The sequence below is a fragment of the Paraburkholderia sp. UCT70 genome (genome assembly GCF_050434085.1).
Taxonomy (GTDB): domain Bacteria; phylum Pseudomonadota; class Gammaproteobacteria; order Burkholderiales; family Burkholderiaceae; genus Paraburkholderia; species Paraburkholderia tuberum.
Window position 1 is genome coordinate 4,339,726 of sequence record NZ_JBNPVZ010000004.1, and the last position, 22,679, is coordinate 4,362,404.

The 22,679-nt window shown below is 65.5% G+C and carries 20 protein-coding genes; 8 read left to right on the forward strand and 12 right to left on the reverse strand.

Annotated features, from left to right (window positions below):
- Nucleotides 1–37 precede the first annotated feature (37 nt).
- Both gluQRS and OKW41_RS45775 read right to left on the reverse strand, forming a co-directional pair.
- Entirely contained in the window at nt 38–928 is an 891-nt protein-coding gene (gene gluQRS / locus OKW41_RS45770; RefSeq protein ID WP_429576461.1) for a tRNA glutamyl-Q(34) synthetase GluQRS, read from the reverse strand.
- A 52-nt stretch (nt 929–980) separates the two neighbouring features.
- Complete coding sequence (locus OKW41_RS45775) at nt 981–1,844, reverse strand: sulfurtransferase (RefSeq protein ID WP_429576462.1); 864 nt, start codon at nt 1,842–1,844, stop codon at nt 981–983.
- Between the two features lie 292 nt (nt 1,845–2,136).
- Here OKW41_RS45775 and dnaE point away from each other — a divergent pair, with 292 nt between their 5' ends.
- A complete protein-coding gene (gene dnaE / locus OKW41_RS45780) occupies nt 2,137–5,703 on the forward strand; it encodes a DNA polymerase III subunit alpha (RefSeq protein ID WP_429576463.1) in 3,567 nt (1,188 codons plus the stop codon).
- Nucleotides 5,704–5,751: 48 nt separating this feature from the next.
- Here dnaE and OKW41_RS45785 read toward each other — a convergent pair whose 3' ends face one another.
- The gene (locus OKW41_RS45785) at nt 5,752–6,513 is read right to left on the reverse strand and encodes a glycosyltransferase family 2 protein (RefSeq protein WP_429452329.1); all 762 of its coding nucleotides are present in this window, start codon (nt 6,511–6,513) and stop codon (nt 5,752–5,754) included.
- A 241-nt stretch (nt 6,514–6,754) separates the two neighbouring features.
- Between OKW41_RS45785 and msbA the strand changes: the two genes are divergently transcribed.
- From msbA to OKW41_RS45800, 3 genes are all read left to right on the forward strand, one after another.
- Complete coding sequence (gene msbA, locus OKW41_RS45790) at nt 6,755–8,548, forward strand: lipid A export permease/ATP-binding protein MsbA (RefSeq protein WP_429576464.1); 1,794 nt, start codon at nt 6,755–6,757, stop codon at nt 8,546–8,548.
- Nucleotides 8,549–8,672: 124 nt separating this feature from the next.
- Nucleotides 8,673–9,338, forward strand: coding sequence for a glycosyltransferase (locus OKW41_RS45795; RefSeq protein ID WP_429576465.1), 666 nt, complete (start codon nt 8,673–8,675; stop codon nt 9,336–9,338).
- Entirely contained in the window at nt 9,250–9,726 is a 477-nt protein-coding gene (locus OKW41_RS45800) for a hypothetical protein (RefSeq protein WP_429576466.1), read from the forward strand. Before OKW41_RS45795 ends, OKW41_RS45800 begins: the two co-directional genes overlap by 89 nt.
- Nucleotides 9,727–9,769: 43 nt before the next feature.
- Here OKW41_RS45800 and OKW41_RS45805 read toward each other — a convergent pair whose 3' ends face one another.
- Nucleotides 9,770–10,786 carry a glycosyltransferase family 2 protein gene (locus OKW41_RS45805; RefSeq protein WP_429576467.1) on the reverse strand — a complete coding sequence of 339 codons (1,017 nt, stop codon included), beginning with the start codon at nt 10,784–10,786 and terminating at the stop codon, nt 9,770–9,772.
- Between the two features lie 181 nt (nt 10,787–10,967).
- Here OKW41_RS45805 and OKW41_RS45810 point away from each other — a divergent pair, with 181 nt between their 5' ends.
- Complete coding sequence (locus tag OKW41_RS45810; protein WP_429576468.1) at nt 10,968–12,074, forward strand: glycosyltransferase family 4 protein; 1,107 nt, start codon at nt 10,968–10,970, stop codon at nt 12,072–12,074.
- Nucleotides 12,075–12,119: 45 nt separating this feature from the next.
- On the opposite strand, the gene OKW41_RS45815 is transcribed toward OKW41_RS45810, so the two are convergent.
- Nucleotides 12,120–13,421 carry an O-antigen ligase family protein gene (locus tag OKW41_RS45815; RefSeq protein ID WP_429576469.1) on the reverse strand — a complete coding sequence of 434 codons (1,302 nt, stop codon included), beginning with the start codon at nt 13,419–13,421 and terminating at the stop codon, nt 12,120–12,122.
- Between the two features lie 292 nt (nt 13,422–13,713).
- Here OKW41_RS45815 and OKW41_RS45820 point away from each other — a divergent pair, with 292 nt between their 5' ends.
- Nucleotides 13,714–14,559, forward strand: coding sequence for a glycosyltransferase family 2 protein (locus tag OKW41_RS45820; protein WP_429576470.1), 846 nt, complete (start codon nt 13,714–13,716; stop codon nt 14,557–14,559).
- 42 nt (nt 14,560–14,601) lie between these two features.
- On the opposite strand, the gene OKW41_RS45825 is transcribed toward OKW41_RS45820, so the two are convergent.
- Nucleotides 14,602–14,928 carry a hypothetical protein gene (locus tag OKW41_RS45825; protein ID WP_429576471.1) on the reverse strand — a complete coding sequence of 109 codons (327 nt, stop codon included), beginning with the start codon at nt 14,926–14,928 and terminating at the stop codon, nt 14,602–14,604.
- A gap of 295 nt (nt 14,929–15,223) precedes the next feature.
- Here OKW41_RS45825 and OKW41_RS45830 point away from each other — a divergent pair, with 295 nt between their 5' ends.
- Nucleotides 15,224–16,156, forward strand: a complete 933-nt coding sequence (locus OKW41_RS45830) for a recombination-associated protein RdgC (protein WP_429576472.1) — start codon at nt 15,224–15,226, stop codon at nt 16,154–16,156.
- Between the two features lie 3 nt (nt 16,157–16,159).
- Here OKW41_RS45830 and OKW41_RS45835 read toward each other — a convergent pair whose 3' ends face one another.
- From OKW41_RS45835 to OKW41_RS45855, 5 genes are all read right to left on the reverse strand, one after another.
- Nucleotides 16,160–17,017, reverse strand: a complete 858-nt coding sequence (locus tag OKW41_RS45835) for a FecR family protein (protein ID WP_429576473.1) — start codon at nt 17,015–17,017, stop codon at nt 16,160–16,162.
- A gap of 563 nt (nt 17,018–17,580) precedes the next feature.
- The gene (locus tag OKW41_RS45840; protein WP_429576474.1) at nt 17,581–18,801 is read right to left on the reverse strand and encodes an MFS transporter; all 1,221 of its coding nucleotides are present in this window, start codon (nt 18,799–18,801) and stop codon (nt 17,581–17,583) included.
- A gap of 84 nt (nt 18,802–18,885) precedes the next feature.
- The gene (locus OKW41_RS45845) at nt 18,886–19,362 is read right to left on the reverse strand and encodes a VOC family protein (RefSeq protein ID WP_184059400.1); all 477 of its coding nucleotides are present in this window, start codon (nt 19,360–19,362) and stop codon (nt 18,886–18,888) included.
- A 67-nt stretch (nt 19,363–19,429) separates the two neighbouring features.
- Nucleotides 19,430–19,915 carry a VOC family protein gene (locus OKW41_RS45850; protein WP_429452303.1) on the reverse strand — a complete coding sequence of 162 codons (486 nt, stop codon included), beginning with the start codon at nt 19,913–19,915 and terminating at the stop codon, nt 19,430–19,432.
- A 143-nt stretch (nt 19,916–20,058) separates the two neighbouring features.
- Nucleotides 20,059–21,621: an SH3 domain-containing protein gene (locus OKW41_RS45855; RefSeq protein ID WP_429576475.1), complete on the reverse strand. Its 1,563-nt coding sequence runs from the start codon at nt 21,619–21,621 to the stop codon at nt 20,059–20,061.
- Nucleotides 21,622–21,779: 158 nt separating this feature from the next.
- Between OKW41_RS45855 and OKW41_RS45860 the strand changes: the two genes are divergently transcribed.
- On the forward strand, nt 21,780–22,205 hold the full coding sequence (locus tag OKW41_RS45860; RefSeq protein WP_429576476.1) for a TOBE domain-containing protein: 426 nt from the start codon (nt 21,780–21,782) through the stop codon (nt 22,203–22,205).
- 37 nt (nt 22,206–22,242) lie between these two features.
- Here OKW41_RS45860 and OKW41_RS45865 read toward each other — a convergent pair.
- The coding region (locus OKW41_RS45865; RefSeq protein WP_429576477.1) for a hypothetical protein at nt 22,243–22,679 on the reverse strand (437 nt) is incomplete at its 5' end.

Here is a 22,679-nt window from a genome sequence, read left to right on the forward strand (position 1 = left end):
ATGTCTCGGAAAACGCAGCAGGCTTCACGCGTGCGCATCATCTGGATGCGCGAATGTTCATCCGTTTTGCCCAGGCCGCGGTCGCGGCGCTGTAGAACTGCTCCAGCGTCGTGAGCGGCTCGCTTCCCAACTTCAGTCCCAGATGCCGTGCCGCCGCGCCTAGTGCTTCGAGCGGCTTGTCGCTATCGAGCGCGGTCGCGCCGTTCTGCTTGCTCAGTTTCTCGCCGTGCTCGTTCGTGACGACCGGCACATGCAGATACTCGGGCGTTGCCACACCCAGACAACGCTGCAGATAAATCTGCCGCGCCGTCGAATCCATCAGATCCGCGCCGCGCACGATGTGCGTGATGCCCGCGTCCGCATCGTCCACCACCACCGCCAGCTGATATGCCCACTGATCGTCCGCGCGGCGCAGCACGAAATCGCCGACTTCGGTCGCGAGATTTTGCGTCTGCGGACCCTGCCAGCGGTCGTCGAACGTGATCACGGCGGGCTCGCCGTCGGGCACCCGCAGGCGCCACGCGCGCGCCGGCTTGCCATGCAGACCCGTGCGGCAGGTGCCGGGGTAGGCGAGTGTGGTGTTGCGCGCGTGCGCGTGCAGCAGCGAATCGGCGATTTCCTTGCGCGTGCAGCCGCACGGATAGACGAGACCGGCCGATTTCAACTGCTCCAGCGCGTGCTGATAGCGCGCCATGCGCTGGCTTTGCCAGACCGGCGTTTCGTCCGCGCGCATGCCGAAGCGTTCGAGGGTCGCGAGGATGTCCTCGGCGGCACCCGGCATCGTGCGCGGTCCGTCGATATCTTCGACGCGCACGAGCCACGCGCCGCGCTGCGCGCGCGCGTCGAGCCAGCTCGCGAGCGCGCTGACCAGCGAGCCGAAATGCAGCGGGCCAGTCGGCGACGGCGCGAAGCGTCCGCGATAGTTCATGGTTTGGAGACGACAGGCGAGGCGCCCGCGTCACGGAGCCCCCCGGCTGTCATTACGCGGCGCACGCCGCCTTGCCGTCCGGATGGCACGTCGGACAGGTCTTGCCCGCGACGTACATCGGCGATTGCTGTTGCTCGGGCGTGACCACCGCGCGGCAGCCGAAGCATTGCGCGGTCGCGGTCGGTTCGAGTTGCGGATTCAGCGCAGTGCGGTAGTCGAACACGAAGCAGTCGCCGTGATAATGCGCGCCGCCCACTTCCTCGAAGTATTTGAGGATGCCGCCTTCGAGCTGGTACACGTTCTCGATGCCGACCTCCTTCATATGGATCGCGGCCTTCTCGCAGCGGATGCCGCCCGTGCAGAACGACACCACCGTCTTGTCTTCGAGATCGGCACGGTTGTTCTCGATTACCTCGGGGAATTCGCTGAACTTCGTGATCCGATAGTCGAGCGCGTTGTCGAACGTGCCGACGTCGACTTCGAACGCGTTGCGCGTGTCGAGCATCACGACCGGACGGCCTTCGTCGTCGTGACCGCGGTCGAGCCAGGTCTTCAGCGTCGGCGCGTCGACGAACGGTGCGCGGCCGAGCTCGGGGCGGATCGCCGGCTTTTTCATCGTGATGATTTCGCGCTTGAGCTTGACCAGCATGCGCGTGAAGGGCTGCTTGTCCGACAGGCTTTCCTTGAACTGCAGATTCGCGAACTTGTCTTCGAACAGCGCGTCGTGGCGAATGTAGTCGACGAATGCGTCGGTGTTCTCGCGCGTGCCGGCAATGAACAGGTTGATGCCTTCCGGCGCGAGCAGGATGGTGCCGCGCAGGCCGAGCGCATTGCAGCGTTCGGTGACGAACGGGCGCCAGGCGGCGGTGTCTTCGATGGTCGCGAATTGATACGCGGCGAGATTGACGATACTCATGTGTGTTCTGCGGTAAAGATGGCCGGCGTGGCGAGGGGCGGCGGGATGTGCCGCCGCTGTTGCGCCCCGTATGAGACCCGGGGTTTGACGCGCGGGTTCGCGCGCGTTTGCCGCTTAAATGGCCACGTCGAGAGAGGCGAAAGCTCTATTATCCCTCAACCCGGCATTTTCCCCGACCTGGCCGAATGGCTAACGAGTTGCGCTAGCGCAAACCGCGCTCGCTCCGACCTCGTTCTGGCCGGATGGCCAACGCACCGTTTTGACCTGAAATCCGCGGAAGGGTGGAGTTACAATGTCGCCCATGTCAGATCCCCGCTTCGTTCATCTCCGCGTTCACTCCGAATTCTCGATTGCCGACGGCATCGTGCGTCTCGACGACATCGTCGCGGCGGCGGCCAAAGACGGTCAGGGCGCGCTCGCGCTTACCGACCTCGGCAACGCGTTCGGCCTCGTCCGTTTCTACCAGGAAGCGCGTGGCAAAGGGATCAAACCCATTGCCGGCTGCGACGTCTGGATCACCAATCCTGACGACCGCGACAAGCCTTCCCGGCTGCTGCTGCTGGTCAAGGACCGCCGCGGTTACCTGAACCTCTGCGAATTGCTCAGCAAGGCCTCGCTGACGAACCAGTATCGCGGCCGCGCGGAAATCGAAGCTGGCTGGCTCGAATCCGGTCTGGGCGAAGGGCTGCTCGCGCTGTCGGGCGCGCAGCAGGGCGACATCGGTCTCGCGCTGGCGGCCGGCAACGAAGAGGCGGCGAAGCGCCACGCGCAGCATTGGGCGAAGGTGTTCCCAGGCGGCTTCTATATCGAGCTGCAGCGCTATGGCCAGCCTGGCGGCGAGCAGTACGTGCAGCAGGCGGTCGCGCTCGCGGCGTCGCTGAAACTGCCGGTCGTCGCGACGCACCCGATGCAGTTCATGACGCCGGACGACTTCACCGCGCACGAAGCGCGCGTGTGTATTTCTGAAGGCGACATTCTCGCGAATCCGCGTCGCCAGAAGCGCTTCACGGCCGAGCAGTATTTCCGCACGCAACAGGAAATGGCCACGCTGTTCGCGGACATTCCTTCGGCGCTGGCGAACACGGTGCAGATCGCCAAGCGCTGCAATCTGACGCTCGAACTCGGCAAGCCGAAGCTGCCGCTCTTTCCGACGCCCGACGGCATGTCGCTCGACGACTACCTGGTGCAGCTGTCGAAAGAAGGCCTCGAAAAGCGGCTCGAACAGTTGTATCCGGACGAGGCCGAGCGCGACGCGCAACGCCCGACGTACTACCAGCGCCTCGAATTCGAGTGCGGCACGATCATCAAGATGGGCTTTCCGGGCTACTTCCTGATCGTCGCGGACTTCATCAACTGGGCCAAGAACAACGGCGTGCCGGTCGGGCCGGGCCGGGGTTCGGGCGCGGGTTCGCTGGTCGCCTATGCGCTCGGCGTGACCGATCTCGATCCGCTGCGCTACAACCTGCTGTTCGAGCGTTTCCTGAATCCGGAACGCGTGTCGATGCCCGACTTCGATATCGACTTCTGCCAGCACGGCCGCGATCGCGTGATCCAGTACGTGAAGGAGAAATACGGCGCGAACGCGGTGTCGCAGATCGCGACATTCGGCACGATGGCGGCGAAGGCGGCGGTGCGCGACATCGGCCGCGTGCTCGATCTCGGCTACATGTTCACGGACGGCATCGCGAAGTTGATCCCGTTCAAGCCGGGCAAGCACGTGACGATCGCCGACGCGATGAAGGAAGAGCCGCTGTTGCAGGAGCGCTTCGACAACGAAGACGAAGTGCACCAGCTGCTCGAACTCGCGCAGCGCGTCGAAGGCTTGACGCGTAACGTCGGCATGCACGCGGGCGGCGTGCTGATCGCGCCGGGCAAGCTGACCGATTTCTGCCCCTTGTACACGCAGGGCGACGAAAGCGGCGTCGTCAGCCAGTACGACAAGGACGACGTCGAAGCGGTCGGCCTCGTGAAGTTCGACTTTCTGGGCCTGACCACGCTGACCATTCTGGATTGGGCCGAGCGCTACATCCGCCGCCTCGATCCGTCGAAGCAGGACTGGTCGCTCGCCCAGGTGCCGCTCGACGACCCGGCGTCGTTCTCGATCCTGAAGAAAGCGAATACGGTCGCCGTGTTCCAGCTGGAAAGCCGCGGCATGCAGGGCATGCTGAAGGACGCGCAGCCCGACCGCTTCGAAGACATCATCGCGCTCGTCGCGTTGTACCGCCCGGGTCCGATGGACCTGATCCCGAGCTTCTGTGCGCGTAAGCACGGCCGCGAGGTGGTGGAATATCCGGACCCGCGCGTCGAACCTGTTCTCAAAGAGACCTACGGCATCATGGTCTACCAGGAGCAGGTGATGCAGATGGCGCAGATCATCGGCGGCTACTCGCTGGGCGGTGCCGACCTGCTGCGTCGCGCGATGGGTAAGAAAAAGCCCGAGGAAATGGCCAAGCACCGCGAAATTTTCGCGGAAGGCGCGGCCACCAACGGCCTCACGCGCGAGAAGTCCGACGAAATCTTCGACCTGATGGAGAAGTTCGCGGGCTACGGCTTCAACAAGTCGCACGCGGCCGCCTACGCGCTGCTTGCGTACTACACCGCGTGGCTGAAGGCGCACCATCCGGCCGAATTCATGGCGGCCAACATGTCGCTCGCGATGGACGACACGGACAAGGTCAAGATCCTGTTCGAAGACTGCCTCGCGAACAAGATGGCCGTGCTGCCGCCGGACGTGAACCTGTCCGCGTATCGCTTCGAGCCGGTCGCCGAAGCCGACGGCAAGCGCTCGCGCACGATCCGCTACGGTCTCGGCGCGATCAAGGGCAGCGGCCAGAACGCGATCGAAGAAATCCTGCGCGCGCGCGAGGAAGGCCGCTTCATCGACATCTTCGATTTCTGCAACCGCGTCGATCGGCGCATCGTCAATCGTCGCACGATCGAGGCGCTGATTCGCGCCGGCGCGTTCGACACGCTGCATCCGAACCGCGCGCAGCTGATCGCGTCGGTGTCGCTCGCGATGGAAGCGGCCGAGCAGGCGGCGGCCAATGCGCTGCAGGCCGGCCTGTTCGACATGGGCGACGCGCCGTCGCAAGGCCACGAACTCGTCGACGAACCGGAGTGGCCGGAAAAGCGCAAGCTGCAGGAAGAAAAGGCCGCGCTCGGTTTCTACCTGTCGGGCCATCTGTTCGATGCATACAAGGACGAAGTGCGTCGCTTCGTGCGCCAGAAGATCGGCGAGCTGAAGGAAGGGCGCGACAAGCTGGTCGCGGGCGTGATCGTGTCGCTGCGCACGCAGATGACCCAGCGCGGCAAGATGCTGATAGCGCTGCTCGACGACGGCACCGGCCAGTGCGAAGTGACGGTGTTCAACGAGGTCTTCGAAGAGCACAAGCAGTTGTTCAAGGAAGACGAGCTGCTGGTCGTGCAGGGCCAGGCGCGCAACGACGCGTTCACGGGCGGCATCCGCTTCACGGTCGAAACGGTGATGGATCTCGGCCGCGCGCGCTGCCGTTACGCGGACTCGCTGAAGGTGCAGATGAACGGCAACGCGGACGCGCAGGCATTGCGCCGGGTGCTCGAAGCGCACACCGCCGGCAAGGACGAGCCGTCCGCCATTGCCGCTCCGGCGGCCGCGCCGCGCGGCAATGGCGGTGGGCGTGGCGGCTTCGGCGGCGACGGCGGCCGTCAGCGTCAAGCGGTGCAGATTCCGAACGGGCTCGCGGTGCAGGTCGTTTATCGCAGCGAGCATGCGCAAGGCGAAATGCGTCTGGGCGACGCGTGGCGCGTGAAGCCGACCGATGAACTGCTCGCCGCGCTGCGCGGCGAGTTTGCGGGAAGCTCGATCGAAATCGTGTATTGAGCGAGGTCCGCGGTATGGATGGGCCAGTGCCGCGTGTACCGGCTAGCCTTACCGCCCGCCCGTTTTTTCCAGGCGCGCCAGCTTCAGAAACCGGTAGTACACCGTCTCCGCATTGAACAGCGCGATCATCAGCCCGGTGCGGCCATCCAGAAAACCGCGCCGCAGCAGATAAGTCCGCACGAACGCCCACAGGCCGCGCCCGAGCGCGAGTCGAATGCTGCCTTTCTGCCCGGCCTCGTAACGCTGCCGCGCGCCGGCCGTCGAATACGCGTCGAGCTTGCGCAGCACACCCTCGTAGTCCTCGTACGAGTAGTGCATCAGCTTGCCGGTCAGGCGTTGCGCGGGCGTGTCGAACACGAGGCGCTCGTGCACGAGGTCGTCGGAGAAGCGCGCGGTGCCGCGTTTGAAGAGGCGCGGAATCCAGTCCGGATACCAGCCGCTGTGATGGACCCAGTGGCCGCAGAAACTCGACAGACGGTCCACCGCATAGACGTCGGCGGCGGGCGCGGCGAGCGCCGCGCGAATCGATGCGGCAAGTTCCGGTGTGACGATTTCGTCGGCGTCGAGCGACAGGATCCAGCTTGTCGTCAGGGCATCGACCGCGCGGTTCTTTTGCGGGCCGAAGCCCGGCCAGTCCGTCTGTTCGATGACCCGCGCGCCGTTCGCGCGAGCGATGTCGGCGGTGCCGTCGGTGCTACCGCCGTCGATCACGACGATCTGGTCGGCAAAGGCCACGGCCTGCAGGCATTCGGCCAGCCGCGCCGCCGCGTTCCGGGTGATGATGGCAACGCCAAGAGTGGTTTCTTGCATACCTGAGTTGCGTGGAGGACGAAGTGACGGAGCGGGTCGCGACCCGGCAATCGAGCAGCGAGTATACACATCTCATCCGGCCCCACACCACGGCGCCGATCCGCCAGGCGTTGCGCGCATGCCGTCGCGCGCCGAGCGCCGGCCGTCATCTGCAACCGATTACAATGCTCTTTTTTGATATTTCACGCGGCCGCCCAATCATGCGCCGCGTGCTCGCCGTTCCGCATTTCCAGAGGATTCCTTGAGCGCGAAGCCAACGTTAAGCAAACCCATGGGTGCAGGCGATGCGTCGTCGCCGGCCGTCGTCCTGCGGCGCCTGTGGCCCTTCATCAAGCCGCTGCTGTGGGTCGTGGTCGGCGCGATCATCGCGATGGCGGTGAGCGCCGGCACCGACGCCGCCATTCCCGCGCTGCTCAAGCCGCTGCTCGACAAGGGCTTCGGCTCGCACGCAGTCGACAAGACCAAGTGGCTCGTGCCGATCGCGGTGATCGGCCTCGCGTTGATTCGCGGCGTGTCGCAGTACGCGTCCGGCTATCTGCTCGCGTACGTGTCGAACAAGATCCTGCTCGAGCTGCGTCTGAAGATGTTCGACCGCATGATCCACACGAGCGTCGCGTTCTTCCAGCGCGAAACCGCGAGCACGGTGATCAACGCGATCGTCTTCGAGGTCAATCAGATCCTGAACGTGCTGCTGAGCGTGATGGTCACGCTCGTGCGCGACTCGCTGACGGTGATCTTCCTGCTCGGCTATCTGTTCTATCTGAACTGGCGCCTGACGTTGATCGTTGCGGTGCTGCTGCCAGGCATCGGCTGGCTGGTCGGCAAGATCAATCGCCGGCTGCGGCGACTGAACCGCGAGCATCAGCTGCTCACCAACGAGCTGTCGTATATCGTCGAAGAAACGGTGGGCGGCTACAAGGTCGTCAAGGTGCATAACGGCGAGCAGTACGAGACGGACCGCTTCACCGAGATGAGCCGGCGTCTGCGCGGCTACGCGATGCGCATGACGGTCTCCGGTGGCCTCGCGCAGCCGTTGACGCAGTTCCTGGCGTCGATCGCGCTCGCGGTCGTGATCACGATCGCGGTGGTGCAGTCGTCGTCGGATCAGACGACGGTCGGCGGCTTCGTCGCGTTCGTCACGTCGATGCTCCTGATCATCTCGCCGCTCAAGCATCTGATGGACGTGAACCAGCCGTTGCAGCGCGGCATGACTGCGGCCGAGCTGATCTTTGGCCTGATCGACGAGCCGGCCGAGCCGGAAGGCGGCGGCAAGCCGCTCGCTCACGCGCGCGGCGAGGTCGAGTTCCGCGACGTGTCGTTCACCTACGGCACGAACTCCACGCACAACCGCCATACGCTCGACCAGGTGTCGTTCAAGATCGCGCCGGGCGAGATGGTCGCGCTCGCGGGTCCGTCGGGCAGCGGCAAGACCACGCTCGTGAACCTGTTGCCGCGCTTCTTCGATCCGACCAGCGGCGCGATTCTGGTCGACGGCGTCGCGCTGCCCGAGTACGACCTGCACGCGCTCCGCCGCCAGATCGCGATGGTGAGCCAGGACGTCGTGCTGTTCAACGACACCATCGCGCACAACGTTGCGTACGGTCAGGAGGTCGATGCGGAGAAGGTCAAGGCGGCGTTGCGCGCGGCGAACCTGTGGGACACCGTGCAGGCGATGCCGCAGGGCATCGAGACGCTCGTCGGCGACAACGGCATGATGCTGTCGGGCGGCCAACGCCAGCGTCTCGCGATCGCGCGCGCGATCTACAAGAACGCGCCGATCCTGATTCTCGACGAAGCGACGTCGGCGCTCGATTCCGAGTCCGAGCGCCACGTGCAGGCGGCGCTCGAAACGCTGATGAAAGGCCGCACCACGCTCGTGATCGCGCACCGCCTGTCGACGATCGAGCGCGCCGACCGCATCCTCGTGATGGAGGCGGGGCGGATCGTCGAGCGCGGCAGCCATCGCGAGCTGCTCGAGCACGACGGCTTGTACGCCCATCTGCATCGCATCCAGTTCCAGCAAAGCCCGGTTTGATCCGGCACATTGCGAACGGGAGCGCGGGCCAGTGTTGTGTTTAAGTCTCAATTTATTGCGCTTTTTCGGCGCTAATCGCATGCTGGCGGGCAATCACGGTCCGCCTCGCGGAAATCGACTGCCCATGTCTCACGACGATCCGAGCAAGCCGCTCGTCTCCATCGCGCTCGCGACGTACAACGGCCGCGCTTATCTGCCCGAGCTGCTGGCTTCGCTCGAAGCGCAGAGCTGGCCCCATCTCGAAGTCGTGGTATCCGACGACGCCTCCTGCGACGGCACCCGCGAACTGCTCGCGTCCCATACGGGACGCGTGCCGGTGCGGCTCATCGGCGATGGCACGCGGGCCGGCATCGTCGGCAATTTCGAGCGCGCGCTCGCCGGTTGCCGCAGCGACTACATCGCGCTCGCCGACCAGGACGACGTCTGGGCGCCCGAGAAAGTCACCGATCTGATGCGCGAGCTGCGCCGCGTGGAAAGCGCGGGCGACGCCGCCGCGACGCCGGCGCTCGCGTTCTGCGACATCGAGCTCGTCGACTCGACGCTGTGCTGTATGTCACGCTCGCTGTTCGATATCACCGCGAAGTCGCGCTGCGTGACGCGACTGCGCGATTTTCTGCTGAGCAACCATGTGCCCGGCTGCGCGATGCTCGTCAATCGCGCGACGCTCGAACGCGCGCTGCCGTTCCCCGCCCGGCATCGTGATGCACGACTGGTGGCTCGCGATGGTGGTCGCGTCGTTCGGCGAGATTCGCCACGTCGCGGCGCCGCATCTGAAGTATCGGCAGCATGACGGCAACGCGGTCGGCGCGAGCGCGACCAACGAGCGCGGCGCGGCGCGCGACGAATGCGGCGCCGAGGCGGCACGACGGCGCGGCGCGAGCCGGCAGCGGCAGATCGAAGCCATCGCGGATCAGGTGCGGGTGTTCGCGCGACGCTTCGGCGCGGAGCTGCCCGTCGATGCGCGTCACGACATGTATGCGTTTTCGCGCGGTGTCGCGAGCTGGCGCGGCGCATTCGAGTTCGTGATGATCAGCCACACCGGCGAGACCTTCGTGCGCTCGGTGAAGATGTTGCGGCGCTTGCGCGCGAGCGTGCTGAGCTTCGGCGTCGAGGTGCGAAGGCCGAGTCTCGCGCGACGCTTGCGGCAGCGGCGGGGTGCGTCGCGCGGACTTTCGTGACCGATGTGGCGTCGCCAGGCACCGCGAGATCCTATCGTCATCTTCAGGCCTTTCTGCCCCGCACGGCCCGCTTGATCCAGATGCCCGGCGCGTAGACCATCGGGCAACTCGCATACAGGAACATCCGAATCCGCAGCCCGAGCTTCACGCCGGCGCTGCGCGTCACCAGCTCGAGGCGTTCGCCGAGGCTGCCCGCTTCGAACATCGCGTGGATGAACTGCTCGCGCGCGAGCTTCGGCGCCATCGCCGCGCGCATGCGTTCGCCGACACCGGCGATCTGAGCGTCGCGCTGCAGCTGCGCGAGCTCCGCGAGTCCGTAGCGATTGCTTTGCCGCATCCGCGCGATCAGCTGGTCGACCGACTGGTAGCGGCGCTTGCGCGAGAGTCCGCCGCGCCGATAGCGCACCAGCGGCTCGCGCAGACTGATCGCGCCGCCCGACAGGATCGCGCGCAGCACCATGATCTGATCCTCGGCCGCGGCGCCCGGCAGCATCGGCCCGAAGCGCTCGATCAGGCGTCGCGACCACGTATGCGCCGCGCCGATCAGCCATGGACGCTCGACGAGCCAGTCGTCGAAGCTGCGATAGCGATCGAGCTCGGTCGGGCTCACGCGCTCGTGCACGTGACCCGCTTCGTCCATGTCGGCGAGATCGGTGGCGATCAGGTCGGGGCGGCGCCCATGCGCGAGCCAGCAGTCGACGACGCGCTCGCAGCGCGCGGGCGTCGACATGTCGTCGCCGGCGGCGACGAACAGCAGTTCGCCGTGCGCGAGCTGCGCGAGTTGCGACAGGTGCGCGCTGATGCCCTGGTTCACGGTATTGCGCCGTGCGATGACGCGATGTGGGCCCACGTAGCCGGCGAGCGCCGCTTCGATCGCGGCGTAGGTGGCGTCGCTGGACGCGTCGTCGGAGACGATGATTTCGAGCGGCTCGTAGGTTTGCGCGAGCGCGCTGCGCACGGCGTCGCCGATCTGCTCTGCCTGGTTGTAGGCGATCACCAGCATCGAGACGAGCGGGCGGGTGGTGTCGGCGGTTGCGGCGGACGGCGGGCAATCGGTCATGGAGTCGGGACGAAGGCGATTGGCCTAGATTCTAGCCGCTGACGGCCGCGCCGCGCGACGCACGCGGCGAACCCGGGCACCCCGAGCCGAAGCCGGCGAAAGCCATCCTTTACAATTGCCGCTGCCCCGAAACTCCGCACCCACGGCCTCGCCCGCGCGTGCGCCTCACCGAGACCGATCCTTGTCAGAGCCAACCCGCGACGCAGCCCTCGACCCGAACCGCCGCCCCCTCACCGACATCGCGCTGACCGCCCAGGCGCTGAAGAACAGCGGTGGCGCCGAGCGTTACACGCGCGACGTGATCGCCGGCCTGCATCGCATGGGTTTGCGCCCGACTCTGTTCGCGCGCGAGATCGACCGCGCGCTGCCCGAGGCCGCGTGGATCGATGCGCAGCCGCTCGACGTACGCTGGGCGCCGCGCAAGCTGCGCAACCTCGCGTTCGACTGGCGTCTGAAGCAGCGGTTGAAGCGGCATCGTCCGGCGTGCGTGTTCTCGATCAATCACTCGACGCATGCCGACGTCGCGTTGTGCGGCGGCACGCATCCGGGTTCGCTCGAAGCCGCGGGCCGCGCGCCGCGCCGCAGCGACGAATGGCAGATCGATCTCGAGCGGCGCGTCTACACGCGGGCGCGCTCGATCGTCGCGCATTCGCAATTGATGAGCCGCGAGTTGCAGCGTTTTTATGACGTGCCGGCCGCGCGGATCGACGTGCTTTATCCGCCCGTCGAGACCGCACGCTTCCGGCCGCTCGACGCCGCCGCGCGCGCGGCAGTGCGTCGCCAGCTCGGCGTGCCCGACGATCGCGTGATGTTCGTGTTCTCGTCGACGAGTCACGAGCGCAAGGGCTATCCGCTGCTCGAAGCGTTTTTCTCGCGCACGAAGCTGCCGGTCTGCCTCGTCGTCGCGGGACGCCCGGTGCCGAAAACCGGCGATACAATTCGTTACGCGGGTTACAGCAAGGAGATCGAAAAACTGTTCGCGGCCGCCGATTTCACGGTCGTCGCGTCGGCGTACGAGCCGTTCGGGCTCGTCGGCGTGGAGTCGGTGATGTGCGGCACGCCGCTCGTGATCGCCGACAACGTCGGCTCGGCGGAGACGGTGACCGGTGCCGCGAAGATCGGGTTCTCGCGGCAGACCGCGGGCAGTTTCGAGCGCGCGATCGAGCAGGCGGTCGAGCGCGTGAAGAGCGGCGCCGCGCGCATCGCGACGCCGCGCGACAGCCTCGTGTACGACCCGAGCGTCGACGCGCACGTCGCGGCGCTTTACGAGGTGTTCACGCGAGGATGAGGACGGCGCTCCGCGCTCGGGTTGCCGCTTCTCGTCAAATCATAATCAATCGCGCGGCTGCGTCTCGCGCACGACCGCTGCTGGCGCCGGCGTGGTCCGCGCTTCGCTTCGCAACTCGCGCTTGCGTGCATCGATCACCGCCAGCAGCGTCGCCACCAGCGAGGCGAGCAGCACCGTCACCATCATCGGCACCAGCACGTCGATAGTGAGCCCGAAGATCACCGTGCTCGCCGCGACCGCGAGACCCGCGTACGACGCGGCGCGAATCGCCGGATCGGTCGCATGCCGGTGTCGCCAGAAATACACCGTGATCCCGTAGTAGAACAGCAACAGGCAGATAACGCCGACCGCGCCCATCTCGGCGAGCGTCGAGAAAAAGTCGCTATGCGCGCGCTCGTTGACGATCTCGGCCTTCACTTCGCCGCGCTTCGCCATCACGCCGAGCTCGTCGACCAGATGGCCTTTGCCGACGCCCCACACCGGATGCCGCTCGAACATCATCCGCGAAGCGTTCCACAGTTGCAGGCGCAGGCCGGTGGCCGTGTCGTCCTCGCCCTTGCGCATCATCGACACGTCGTTCGGCACCTCGGCAAAGCGCTTCTGAACCCGTTCGGTCGACAACAGACCGCCCGCCCCGATCACGATGACGAGCGTCGCGATCAGCAGGCGCTTCTTCTGCGTGAACCAGTGGTACTGAATGCCGAGCAGCACGACGAACACCGGCACGGCGAGCCAGCCGCCGCGCGAGCCCGACAGAAACGATGCATAGCCGCCCGACACCAGCGCGAGCACGCGCGGCACCAGCACGCGCCAGTCGCGCGGATTGTCCCAGCCAAGCGTGAACACCGACAGGAACCCGAGCAGCAGCGCGGTATCGCCGAACGGAATCGCGTTCGTGTACGAGTTGTTCAGGCGGTTCGCGTCGGTCCAGCCGCCGGGCGGCTGATTGATGAACGCCCATGCGCCGACCGCGAGCGCGCCGGCCGCGCAGCCCCAGCCGATCGTGCGCAGATTGCGCGACGGCAATTGCCGCAGCAGCAGGAACACCAGAAGCGCGAGCACGAAACGCGACGCATTGTCGAACTCGCGTGGCAGCCAGTAGCCGAGCACCAACTGCTGCGCGCCGATGCCGACGACGAACGCGAGCATGCCGATCGTGAACCAGCGGTAGGTCCGCAACGCGGAGAAATAGCCCGGCATGCGCCGGTTGACGATGGCCGCGCTGAGCGCGAGCGCGACGAGCGCGAAAAAGCAGTAGCCGGTGCCGCCGCGCCAAATCAGATTGACCGCGGGCGCGAGAAACAGCAGAGCCGACGTGAGCCAGATCAGACTGGAAGCAAAAATCATAGGTCTACGTTATCGATGAACACACTACCGTTCCGGTGGTGAAATTGCAGGGGGTGCCGGACCATTTGAGTTTTTCAAGACGGTAGAGCGATCCGGATTATAACCATGCGCTTGCTTGCGAAATGCTTGCTGCCGCACGCGGGAAGGTTCCGCTGGTCCGCGGCATGCGGGTGGGGCGGGCGCGGGCGGCGTCTGTCGTGCGAGCAGGCGGGGGCGGTACAATCGCGCGACATTCATGGCCGGCGCGCGGCGCATGCCGCGCCCCGCGCCCAGCTCAACGGACCCCGACTCGATGTTCTCAATCATCATCCCGACCTGGAACAACCTGCCTTATCTGCGCCTCGTGATCAAAAGCCTGCGCCGTCATTCGACGCATCCGCACCAGATCATCGTGCACGTGAACGACGGTTCGGACGGCACGCTCGCGTGGGTGCGCGAGGAGGGCATCGAGCACACGGCGTCGCCCGGCAATATCGGCATCTGCCACGCGGTCAATATCGCGGCGGCGCGCGCGACGCGGGACTACATCGTCTACATGAACGACGACATGTACTGCTGCCCCGGCTGGGACGACGCGCTCGTCAAGCGTCTCGCGCAGATGCCGGCCGACAACCTGTTCATGTTGTCGGGCACGATGATCGAGCCGGTTGATTCGGGCAATCCATGCGTGGTCGTGCGCGACTTTGGCCGCGATGCGCAGGCGTTTCGCGCCGACGAGCTGGTCGCCGCCGCGGCCGGTCTCGTGCGCGCCGACTGGCGCGGCGCGACGTGGCCGCCGACGCTCGTGTATCGGGACTGGTGGTTCAAGGTGGGCGGCTACAGCAGCGAACTGAGCCCCGGCATGAGCAGCGACAACGATTTCTCGATGAAGCTGTGGGACGCGGGCTGCCGCGTGTTCGTCGGCGTCGGCGACAGTCTCGTCTATCACTTCCAGCAGAAGAGCACCGGCAAGATCGTGAAGAACGACGGGCGTCGCCAGTTCCTCAACAAGTGGGGGATGACACAGGCGACCTTCGACCGCTATTACCTGCGCCGCGGCACCGCCATCGACGGCGCGCTCGCGGTCAGCGAGCCCGAGCGCACCGGCCGGCTGCGCCGTGCGCTGTTGAAGTCGCGCATCAAGCGCGCGTTGGGCTGACGGGCGGCGAGCCGAAAACGGCTGCTTGACGCGCTGCGTGTGTCAAACGCCGCGCGTTACGAGCGGCAGCACCGTCAGATCCGGATGCGTGCCGTCGACGATGCTGCGTCCCACGTGCACCGCTTCGTAGAGCGCGTCGTCGAGGCTCGCGAAGCTCTCCTCGCCGTCCGCGTGAAACGGCACCGCATGGCCGGGAAGCTGGGGGTTGGCGCCCGGATGGCAGACGTAGCCTAGATACGTGTAGCGGCTGTTTTTCGCGGCCGCATCGGCGGCATGCGCCGGGTCGGGTGGATCCTTCGCGACAGCTGACACGTGTATCTCGAAGCCCTCGTATCGCACCGTCTGCCAGCTTGCGGTTTGGTCGGCCATGACCGCCTCCGTCCGGGTCTGTCCTGTCCAAAAGTCTAGGTGATTTGCCGCCAAAACGCGCGGGCGGCCGGCTACGGCCAAACCATGACGGCTTCGACTATGTAGGCGCTCTTGGGAAGGAAGTTGATGAAGCGCATTCTGCTGACATCAGCGACGTTTGATAATTGGCCTGCAGTTGGAGGGATTTTCGTTTAATTTTTGAAAATAGGCGGACTGCGGGATTGTGTCCGCCAGGACGCCCCGGTGGGTTCTCGTCGGATAAAATGTTGCGCTTTGCCTAAATCCGACTTCGCTCATGTGGTTCAAAAACCTTCAGCTGCACCGTCTGCCCGCGCCGTGGTCCGTTAACCCTGAACAGATGCAGAAGTGGCTCGCGCCGTACGCGTTCGCGCCCGGCCAGAGCGTCGAGATGCAGGCCCAAGGCTGGGCGCCGCCGCGCGACGGCGACTCGCTGGCCTATGCAATGAACGGTCAGATGCTGCTGACGTTCCGTGCCGAGAAGAAGCTGCTGCCCGCGTCGGTCGTCACCCAGGTCACGCGCGAGCGCGCGGCCGAGCTCGAGGAGCAGCAGGGCTTCAAGCCGGGCCGCAAGCAGATGCGCGACCTGAAGGAGCAGGTCACCGACGAGCTGCGGCCGCGCGCGTTCAGCATCCGCCGCGATACGCGCGTGTGGATCGATTGCACGAATGGCTGGCTCGTGATCGACGCGGCGTCGCAAGCAGTCGCCGACGATGTGCGCGGTCTGCTCGTGAAGTCGATCGACCAGTTGCCGCTGATGACGGTGCGCGTCGCGCAGTCGCCGGTCGCGGCGATGACCGGCTGGCTGCTCGAGGGCGACGCGCCGGCGGGTTTCACGCTCGATCAGGACACCGAGCTGCGTTCGCCCGCCGAGGGCAACGCGACGGTGCGCTATGTCGGGCATGCGCTGGACGCCGAAGACATGCGCCGCCACATCGAGGCGGGCAAGCAATGCATGCGGCTTGCGATGACGTGGAACGATCGCGTGTCGTTCGTGCTGACGCCGTCGCTGACGATCAAGCGCGTCGCGCCGCTCGACGTGCTCAAGGAAGCGAGCGACCCGACCGCGCAGAACGACGACGAGCGCTTCGATTCCGACGTCGCGCTGATGACGGCCGAGCTCGACCGCATGCTGCGCGATCTGCTCGATGCGCTGGGCGGCGAGCAGGGCGAACAAGGGTTCGCGTTGCCGCAGGCCGTCGCGGCCTGAGCGTCAGATTCTCGCGCTGTCGAGCGCTTCGACGAGCGTCCAGTAAGGCGTGATCGAGCGCAAGCGGATCGGGTAGGTCCGCTGCAGCAGCGCGAGCGTCGCGTCGGTATCGGTGAGCTGATAGACGCCCGACACGCGCAGATCGGCGACGTCGTCGGCATAGCGCAATACGCCGGTGTGATAGCGCGCGAGTTCGTCGACGAGATCCGCGATACGCATGTCGTTCGCGTAGAGCAGGCCACGCGTCCACATCGCCTCGCGCGGGTCGAGTGCTTGCGGGGCCGCGGCGCCGAAGCGTGTCAGCGTGCACCGTTGGCCTTGCGTCAGCACCAGCGCCGCGCCCGATGCCGGCCTCACCAACGCGTCGCCGCGAAACGCGGCCACGCGTGTGAAACCATCCCGTTGCCTCACGCTGAACTGCGCGCCGCGCGCTTCGACGACGCCTTCGGCCGTCTGCACGAGCAAAGGCGCATGAGTCGTTCGGGCGCCCGGTGCGCCGCCAACATCGCTCACGGGCCGCACCATGATTTCCCCTCCGAGCAGATCGACGCGCCGAACGTTCGCCTCGAACGCGGCGTTGATCGCGCTCGCGCTACCCAGTGTGATCTGAGTGCCGTCCGCCAGCAGCACGTCGTCCAGTTCGCCAGTCGCGGTGCGGAATTCGGCGGTCCACATCTGCCACGGCAAGCGGCTCGCGAGCCAGCCTGCGGGCGCGGCGATCGCAAGCCCCGAGAGCGTTTTCAGCGCGCGCCGCCGTCCCTGCGACACGCCGGCAGCTTCCGCGTCTTCGCGTAGCGCGGGGCCGACGTCCGCGGGCACGGCGCCGATTTCGCGCCGCAATTGCTGCGCTCGCCGAAGCATTTGGTTAAAGATGCGGTACTCCGGACGCATTTGACAAATGTAATTTAAATTGAATTTGACAGATCAGGATTTAACAATTTCTATCTGTTAATAATGATTTGCGGCGCATATTCGGATCGAGTTCACATCGAATTGACTCAATACCTGATTCTAAGCGGAAGCGTGGGCCCCGGTTGCGTGAGAGCATGCAGACCCATTGTCATCGATACAAAAAATTTAGGCTATGTGTGGATCGTTTCTTTTCGTGAATTCTTAACCAGAAATGCGACTAATTGCGCCGCAATAGAACGCGGCCTTTTTGTCATGAATTACAGCGTGCCCGGTTTAGCTGACGGGCGTGTAAATCTGATGAAACTCTTCGCATGCGCGGCGCTGACGACGGTCTGCGCGCAGCCGGCCACTCATGAACCCCGGTAAAACTCCGTGCGCTGCCGCACCTTCGATGCAGACGAAAAAACGACAGCCGTATCAAAGGCTTGCGGATTTTTCCGGGAAGTTATGCACAGATTTGCCAACAAAAACTGTGGGTAACTTTGAGCGTGTCGTCGCGCGTCGAAGCGCCGTTAGTGTTCGAGCGCCCACGCGCGCTTGCGGCGCAGCAGCGCCGAGCCGATCGATACCGCCGCGCCGATGCCGCCCATCGTCAGCGACAGCGCGACGATCAGTGGGCCGGTTTGGGTGCTCGCCGAGAACACGCCGACGAGCAGGCCGGCGAGCGGCTGCGTCAGGTTGTTCAGCAGAATCGCGACGCCGATGGTCTTGCCGTAGTCCTCGGGCGGAATGATCTGCAAACGCGCGCTGCGGATGTAGACGTTGAACATCTTGTCGAAGCCGACGATCAGCAGGAAGCCGAGGGCATAGCCCCACGGCGACGCGCTCGCGCCTGCGATCACGCCGCCCGCGCAGATCGTGACGAACGCGACGAGACCGAGCACGCGCGCCGGCCTTCCGGCGCGCGCAACCGTCAGCAGCACCAGCACCGTGGCGATCGCGCCGGCCGTTTGCAGACCGGCGTAGTAGCGGCTCGATTGCGCATGCAAACCCGTCACCATCGCCGCCGACGTCGCAAGCGTGACACCGATGACGAGGTTCTCCGCGGCCGCGAGCATGATGACCTTCTTCAGGCCCGGCAGCGTCCACACGTGATCGAGCGCGATGCGCAGCGGCGTGGTCCAGTGAGCGGTGGGCGTGAGCGATCGAGCGGACACAGGCGCAGGCGCGCGAAAACCGCTCAGTCGCTGCCAGACGAACAGTGCGGCGTCGGCGCACAGAAACAGCACGCCGGTCGCGGCGACCACCCATTCCCAACGCCACACACCGAGCAGCAAAGCGGCGAGCATCGGCCCAAGCACGAAGCCGAGCTGATCGGCCAGTTGCGAATACGCGAGCACCTTCTGGATCTGCTGCGTGCTGAAGATCTGCGGCAGCATCACCTCGCGCGCGACGAGCCCTTGGCTCGTCAGCACGCCGCACGCGGCCGACAGCGCGATCAGCCAGCCGATGCCGCCGAACAGCGCATACGCGGCGATACCGCCGAAGCATGCGAGCGCACGCACCGCCTGGCTCAGCCGCATCAGGCGCAGCGGTGGAAAGCGGTCGCAGAGCGCGCCGAAGAACGGGAACACGAGGTAGCGCGGCAGCGTTTCGATGAAAAACGCGAGCCCCGACCACGAGACCTGGCGCGTCGTTTGAAACACCACGAGCGGCACCAGAAAGAGCAGGATCTGATCGGCGAGACGCGCGATGAACAGCGAGCAGAAGAAGGCCTGATGGTTGACGCGCACCGTGGTTGTCTCGCCGTGTTGGGGTCGAGACCGATCCTATCAAAAGATCGCGCGGGCGAGGCGGGGTGCCCGCTGGCCGCCGTCCTATTCGCCGCGATACGCCTGTTCGAGCGGCGCGATATCGAGCTTGACCATCTTCATCATCTGCGCCATCACGCGGCTTGCCTTTGCGCGATCCGGGTCGCGCAGCATCTGCAGCAGCACGTTGGGCGCGATCTGCCACGACACGCCGAAGCGGTCCCGCAGCCAGCCGCAGGCCCACGGCTCGCCGCCGCCGTCGAGCAGCTTCGACCAGTAGCGATCGATTTCCTCCTGCGAGTCGCAGTGCACGAACAGCGAGATGGCCGGCGTGAATTTGTATTGCGGGCCACCGTTCAGCGCCATGAACTCCTGGCCTTCGATTTCGAAGGTGACGGCGACGACCTTGCCCGCCGGTCCTGGGCCGGCGTCCGTGGCGTGCAGCGTGGTGGCGATGCGCGACGCCGAAAACACCGACGTGTAGAACTCCGCGGCTTCTTCCGCGTTGCCGTCGAACCACAGGCACGGCGCGATTTTCTGCATGACGTTGCTCCTTCGGGACTGGTGTCGGTGGGCGTGGGCGTGCGATTGCCCGACGCCCATCGGCCGCTCACTTCTTCTCTTGGGACGAACGGTCCATCGCGGCCATCGCTTGCTGGATTTCCTCGGCGCTCAGGTCGCGCTTGTGCGTCGCGAGCGACCAGCTGTGGCCGAACGGATCCTTGACCTGGCCGTAGCGGTCGCCCCAGAACATGTCGGTGACGGGCATCGTGACGGTCGCGCCCGCGTCGACCGCCTGTTTGAAACTCGCGTCGACGTCTGGTACGTAGTGGTGAATCGTGACCGGCGTGCCCTTCAGCGTGTTCGGGCCGAAGGTTTGGTGCTCGGGCCATTCGTCGGTCAGCATCAGCATGGAGTCCCCGATTTTCAGGGTCGCATGCATCACCTTGCCGTCGGGGCCCGGCAGACGGATCTGTTCGACGGCGTTGAAGGCTTTCGTATAGAACGCGATCGCTTCGGCGGCGTTCTTGCAGATCAGGTACGGCGTGAGCGAGTGCATCCCGTCCGGGATCGGTTTGGCTGCGGCGCTGGACATGACGGTGACTCCTTGAAGTAACGGTTCCTCAGTGGAAAGACCGGCTGCGTGAGCTGGGTCTTCAACGTTACGACGAGTTGGTCACCGTCGGATCGACACTCCGAAAAAAATATTTTCAGGCGCGGGGGAGGGCGGCCCGCCATTTATCCCGCCGGATTGTCCTCGTCCGCCGGCGGCGCGGACGACGGCGCCGTGCTGCCCGCCGGCACGCCGAGGATGCTGATCTGGAACGTGTGCGTCGCGGCGAGCGACTGCAGCGTCGCGTCCTCGGGGATGCGCTCGTCGAGCGGCAGGATCACCGAGCCGCCGATGACCGCGCGCCGGCTGTTGTCGGCCGGACGCAGGCCCCACACGTCCTGATAGACGACGGGGACCGTGGCGCCGTCGCGCGTCGTGTTGCCGAGGTACAGCATCACGTGGCCGCCGATGTAGATCAGCGTGCGCAGCGGCACGCCCTGCCGCGCCAGATAGTCGAGCCGTTCGGCGGGTGTCGACTCCGACAGATCGACCATGCGGCCGGCGCTCATCTGCGTCGACGAATGGCGCGGCAGCCACACGCCGAACGCGGCGAAGATGCTTTGCAGTTCCGACGAACAGTCGTTGTAGAGCCCGCTATTGCCCCAGCCGTACGGCCGGCCGATCAGCGCCTTCAACAGCATCGCGAGATGGCGCGGCGTCGCGGCGAGCGGCATCGGCGTGATCTGCGTGGCGTCGAGCGACGCGGTGCGGATCAGCGCGCGGCCGTCGACGTCGCGCGCGGCAACGAGGAGCTGGAGTGTGCCTGCATTGGTGCTGGTCGCGGCTGGCGATGCCGAGGCACCCGCCACCAGCGGCAGCATCGTCCCGGCCGGGGCAGCGAAGCGGAACACGCCGTGGCTGTCGTTGACCGCCGCCGACGCGACGATCACCGCGCCTAGCGACTTCCCGGCCGCCGCGCGCCATTGATCGATGAAACCATCGTCGGCGAACGCGACGCCGTCGCTGCGCACCCAGCCCTGCACGTCGGGCGTCTGCACGTAATGCCACGCGCCGTCGACGCTGCTACCGAGCACATAGAGCGGCGTGCCGGGTCGCACCGCCGAGATCTGCAGGTTGTCGAACGGATAACCCTCGCCGGCCAGGCGATGGTCGTAGAACGACGGATCGGTGGTAGGCAACTCGCGCACCATCAGGTTGCCGGTCGCGATCGCGCGCCGCTCGGGCTGATAGACCGGTGTTTGCGTGAACTGCGCGACGTTGATGTTGCGCGCGATCGCGTCGATCCACGCCTTGTCGTGCGGCCGGAAGTTTTCGCCGTAACCGATGATGCTGCCACGCTTGCCGGTGTTGTCGAACTTGTCGATGCGGCGCTGTTGCAGTGCGGCAATGTCCTCGCCCTGCTCGCGAAACACGCGTGTCGTCACCCAGGCGGGATTCCACGGCGACGGCGCGTTCTCGCCCGTGCCGAAGTAGCGCGCGAACAGCGCGTCGAAATGTGCGCGCTGCTCGGCGGCGCTGAGAAACGGCCGATCGTAGTCGGGGCTGTTCGGATCGAGCCAGTGATCGACGTTCTGGTCGTAATGGGCGAGCGAAAACAGCGTGACGTTGTCGACGAACGCGTGCGTGCCGCGCGGCGGCGTTGGCGTACTGCACGCGGCGAGCGTCGCGACGGCGACGCACAGCACGACGGCGCGGCAGGCATGGCGGGAGAGAACGGCGACGGGCATAAAGATTCGGCGTATGAGGTGCACGGCCAAGATGATACGGTGTCGGCGATGCGCACGGCGCATCGGATGTTTGGCGGCGGCGCGCGCGGCTTCGACTACACTCGCTTTATCCGTCCACCCGCGCGTCGCCACGCGCGACAATCGCCAGGGAGTCCGCCATGAGAACCAGCGCACGCAATCAGTTCAGCGGCGAAGTCACCGGCGTCAAGCACGGTGCCGTCAACGACGAAGTCACGCTGCGCACGCCGGACGGTCTCGAGGTCGTCGCGATCATCACGCACGGCAGCGCGAAGTCGCTCGGGCTGGCGACCGGCAAGCAGGCCTTTGCGCTCGTGAAGGCATCGTCGGTGATCGTAATGGTCGATGTCGCGAGGCAGCAGGTGTCGGCGCGCAACTGCATCGAAGGAACCGTCGCGGCGGTGACGAAGGGCGCCGTCAATTCGGAAGTGACGATCAGTGCCGGCAGCGCGCAGATCGCGGCGATCATCACGAACGACAGCGTCGAGCGCCTCGGCCTCGCGAGCGGCAAGGCGGCGACGGCGGTTTTCAAGGCGTCGAGCGTGATTATTGGGGTCGATCAGTAAAAGGCCCGTGGCTCTGGGACGGGTACTCAACGAGCTCTCACTCGCGGATGGCGCGAACGATGATCCCGTCCCATCCAAAAACAATCCTGTGAGCGTCCATCCGGAAGATCGCAAAACAATTGTCGCTATCTACGACAACGGTTGTAGCGGGCAACCCGGTTTCATTCACGCGAAGGTCGAACTGTTTCTTCAACGCCGAAAGCGTGTCAGTTCGCTTGACGGTAAAACCTGTGTTGGGCTTGCAGGTTTCACTGTCGAAGCTCATGGATTGCGGCGTAATTGTCATCGTCATGCCGAGAATCCGTTTTGCTTCGGGGATGCCACCAGAAATATCGGCATAGTCAACTACATCGGTCACGACCCAATTGCCGATGAAATCATTAATCGTAGCGTGTGGTGTTTGTGCCGCGCACACGCTTGCCGAGACGGTCAGCGTGAGAGCCGCATACGAAAAAAGCTTGTGGCCTGTCATTG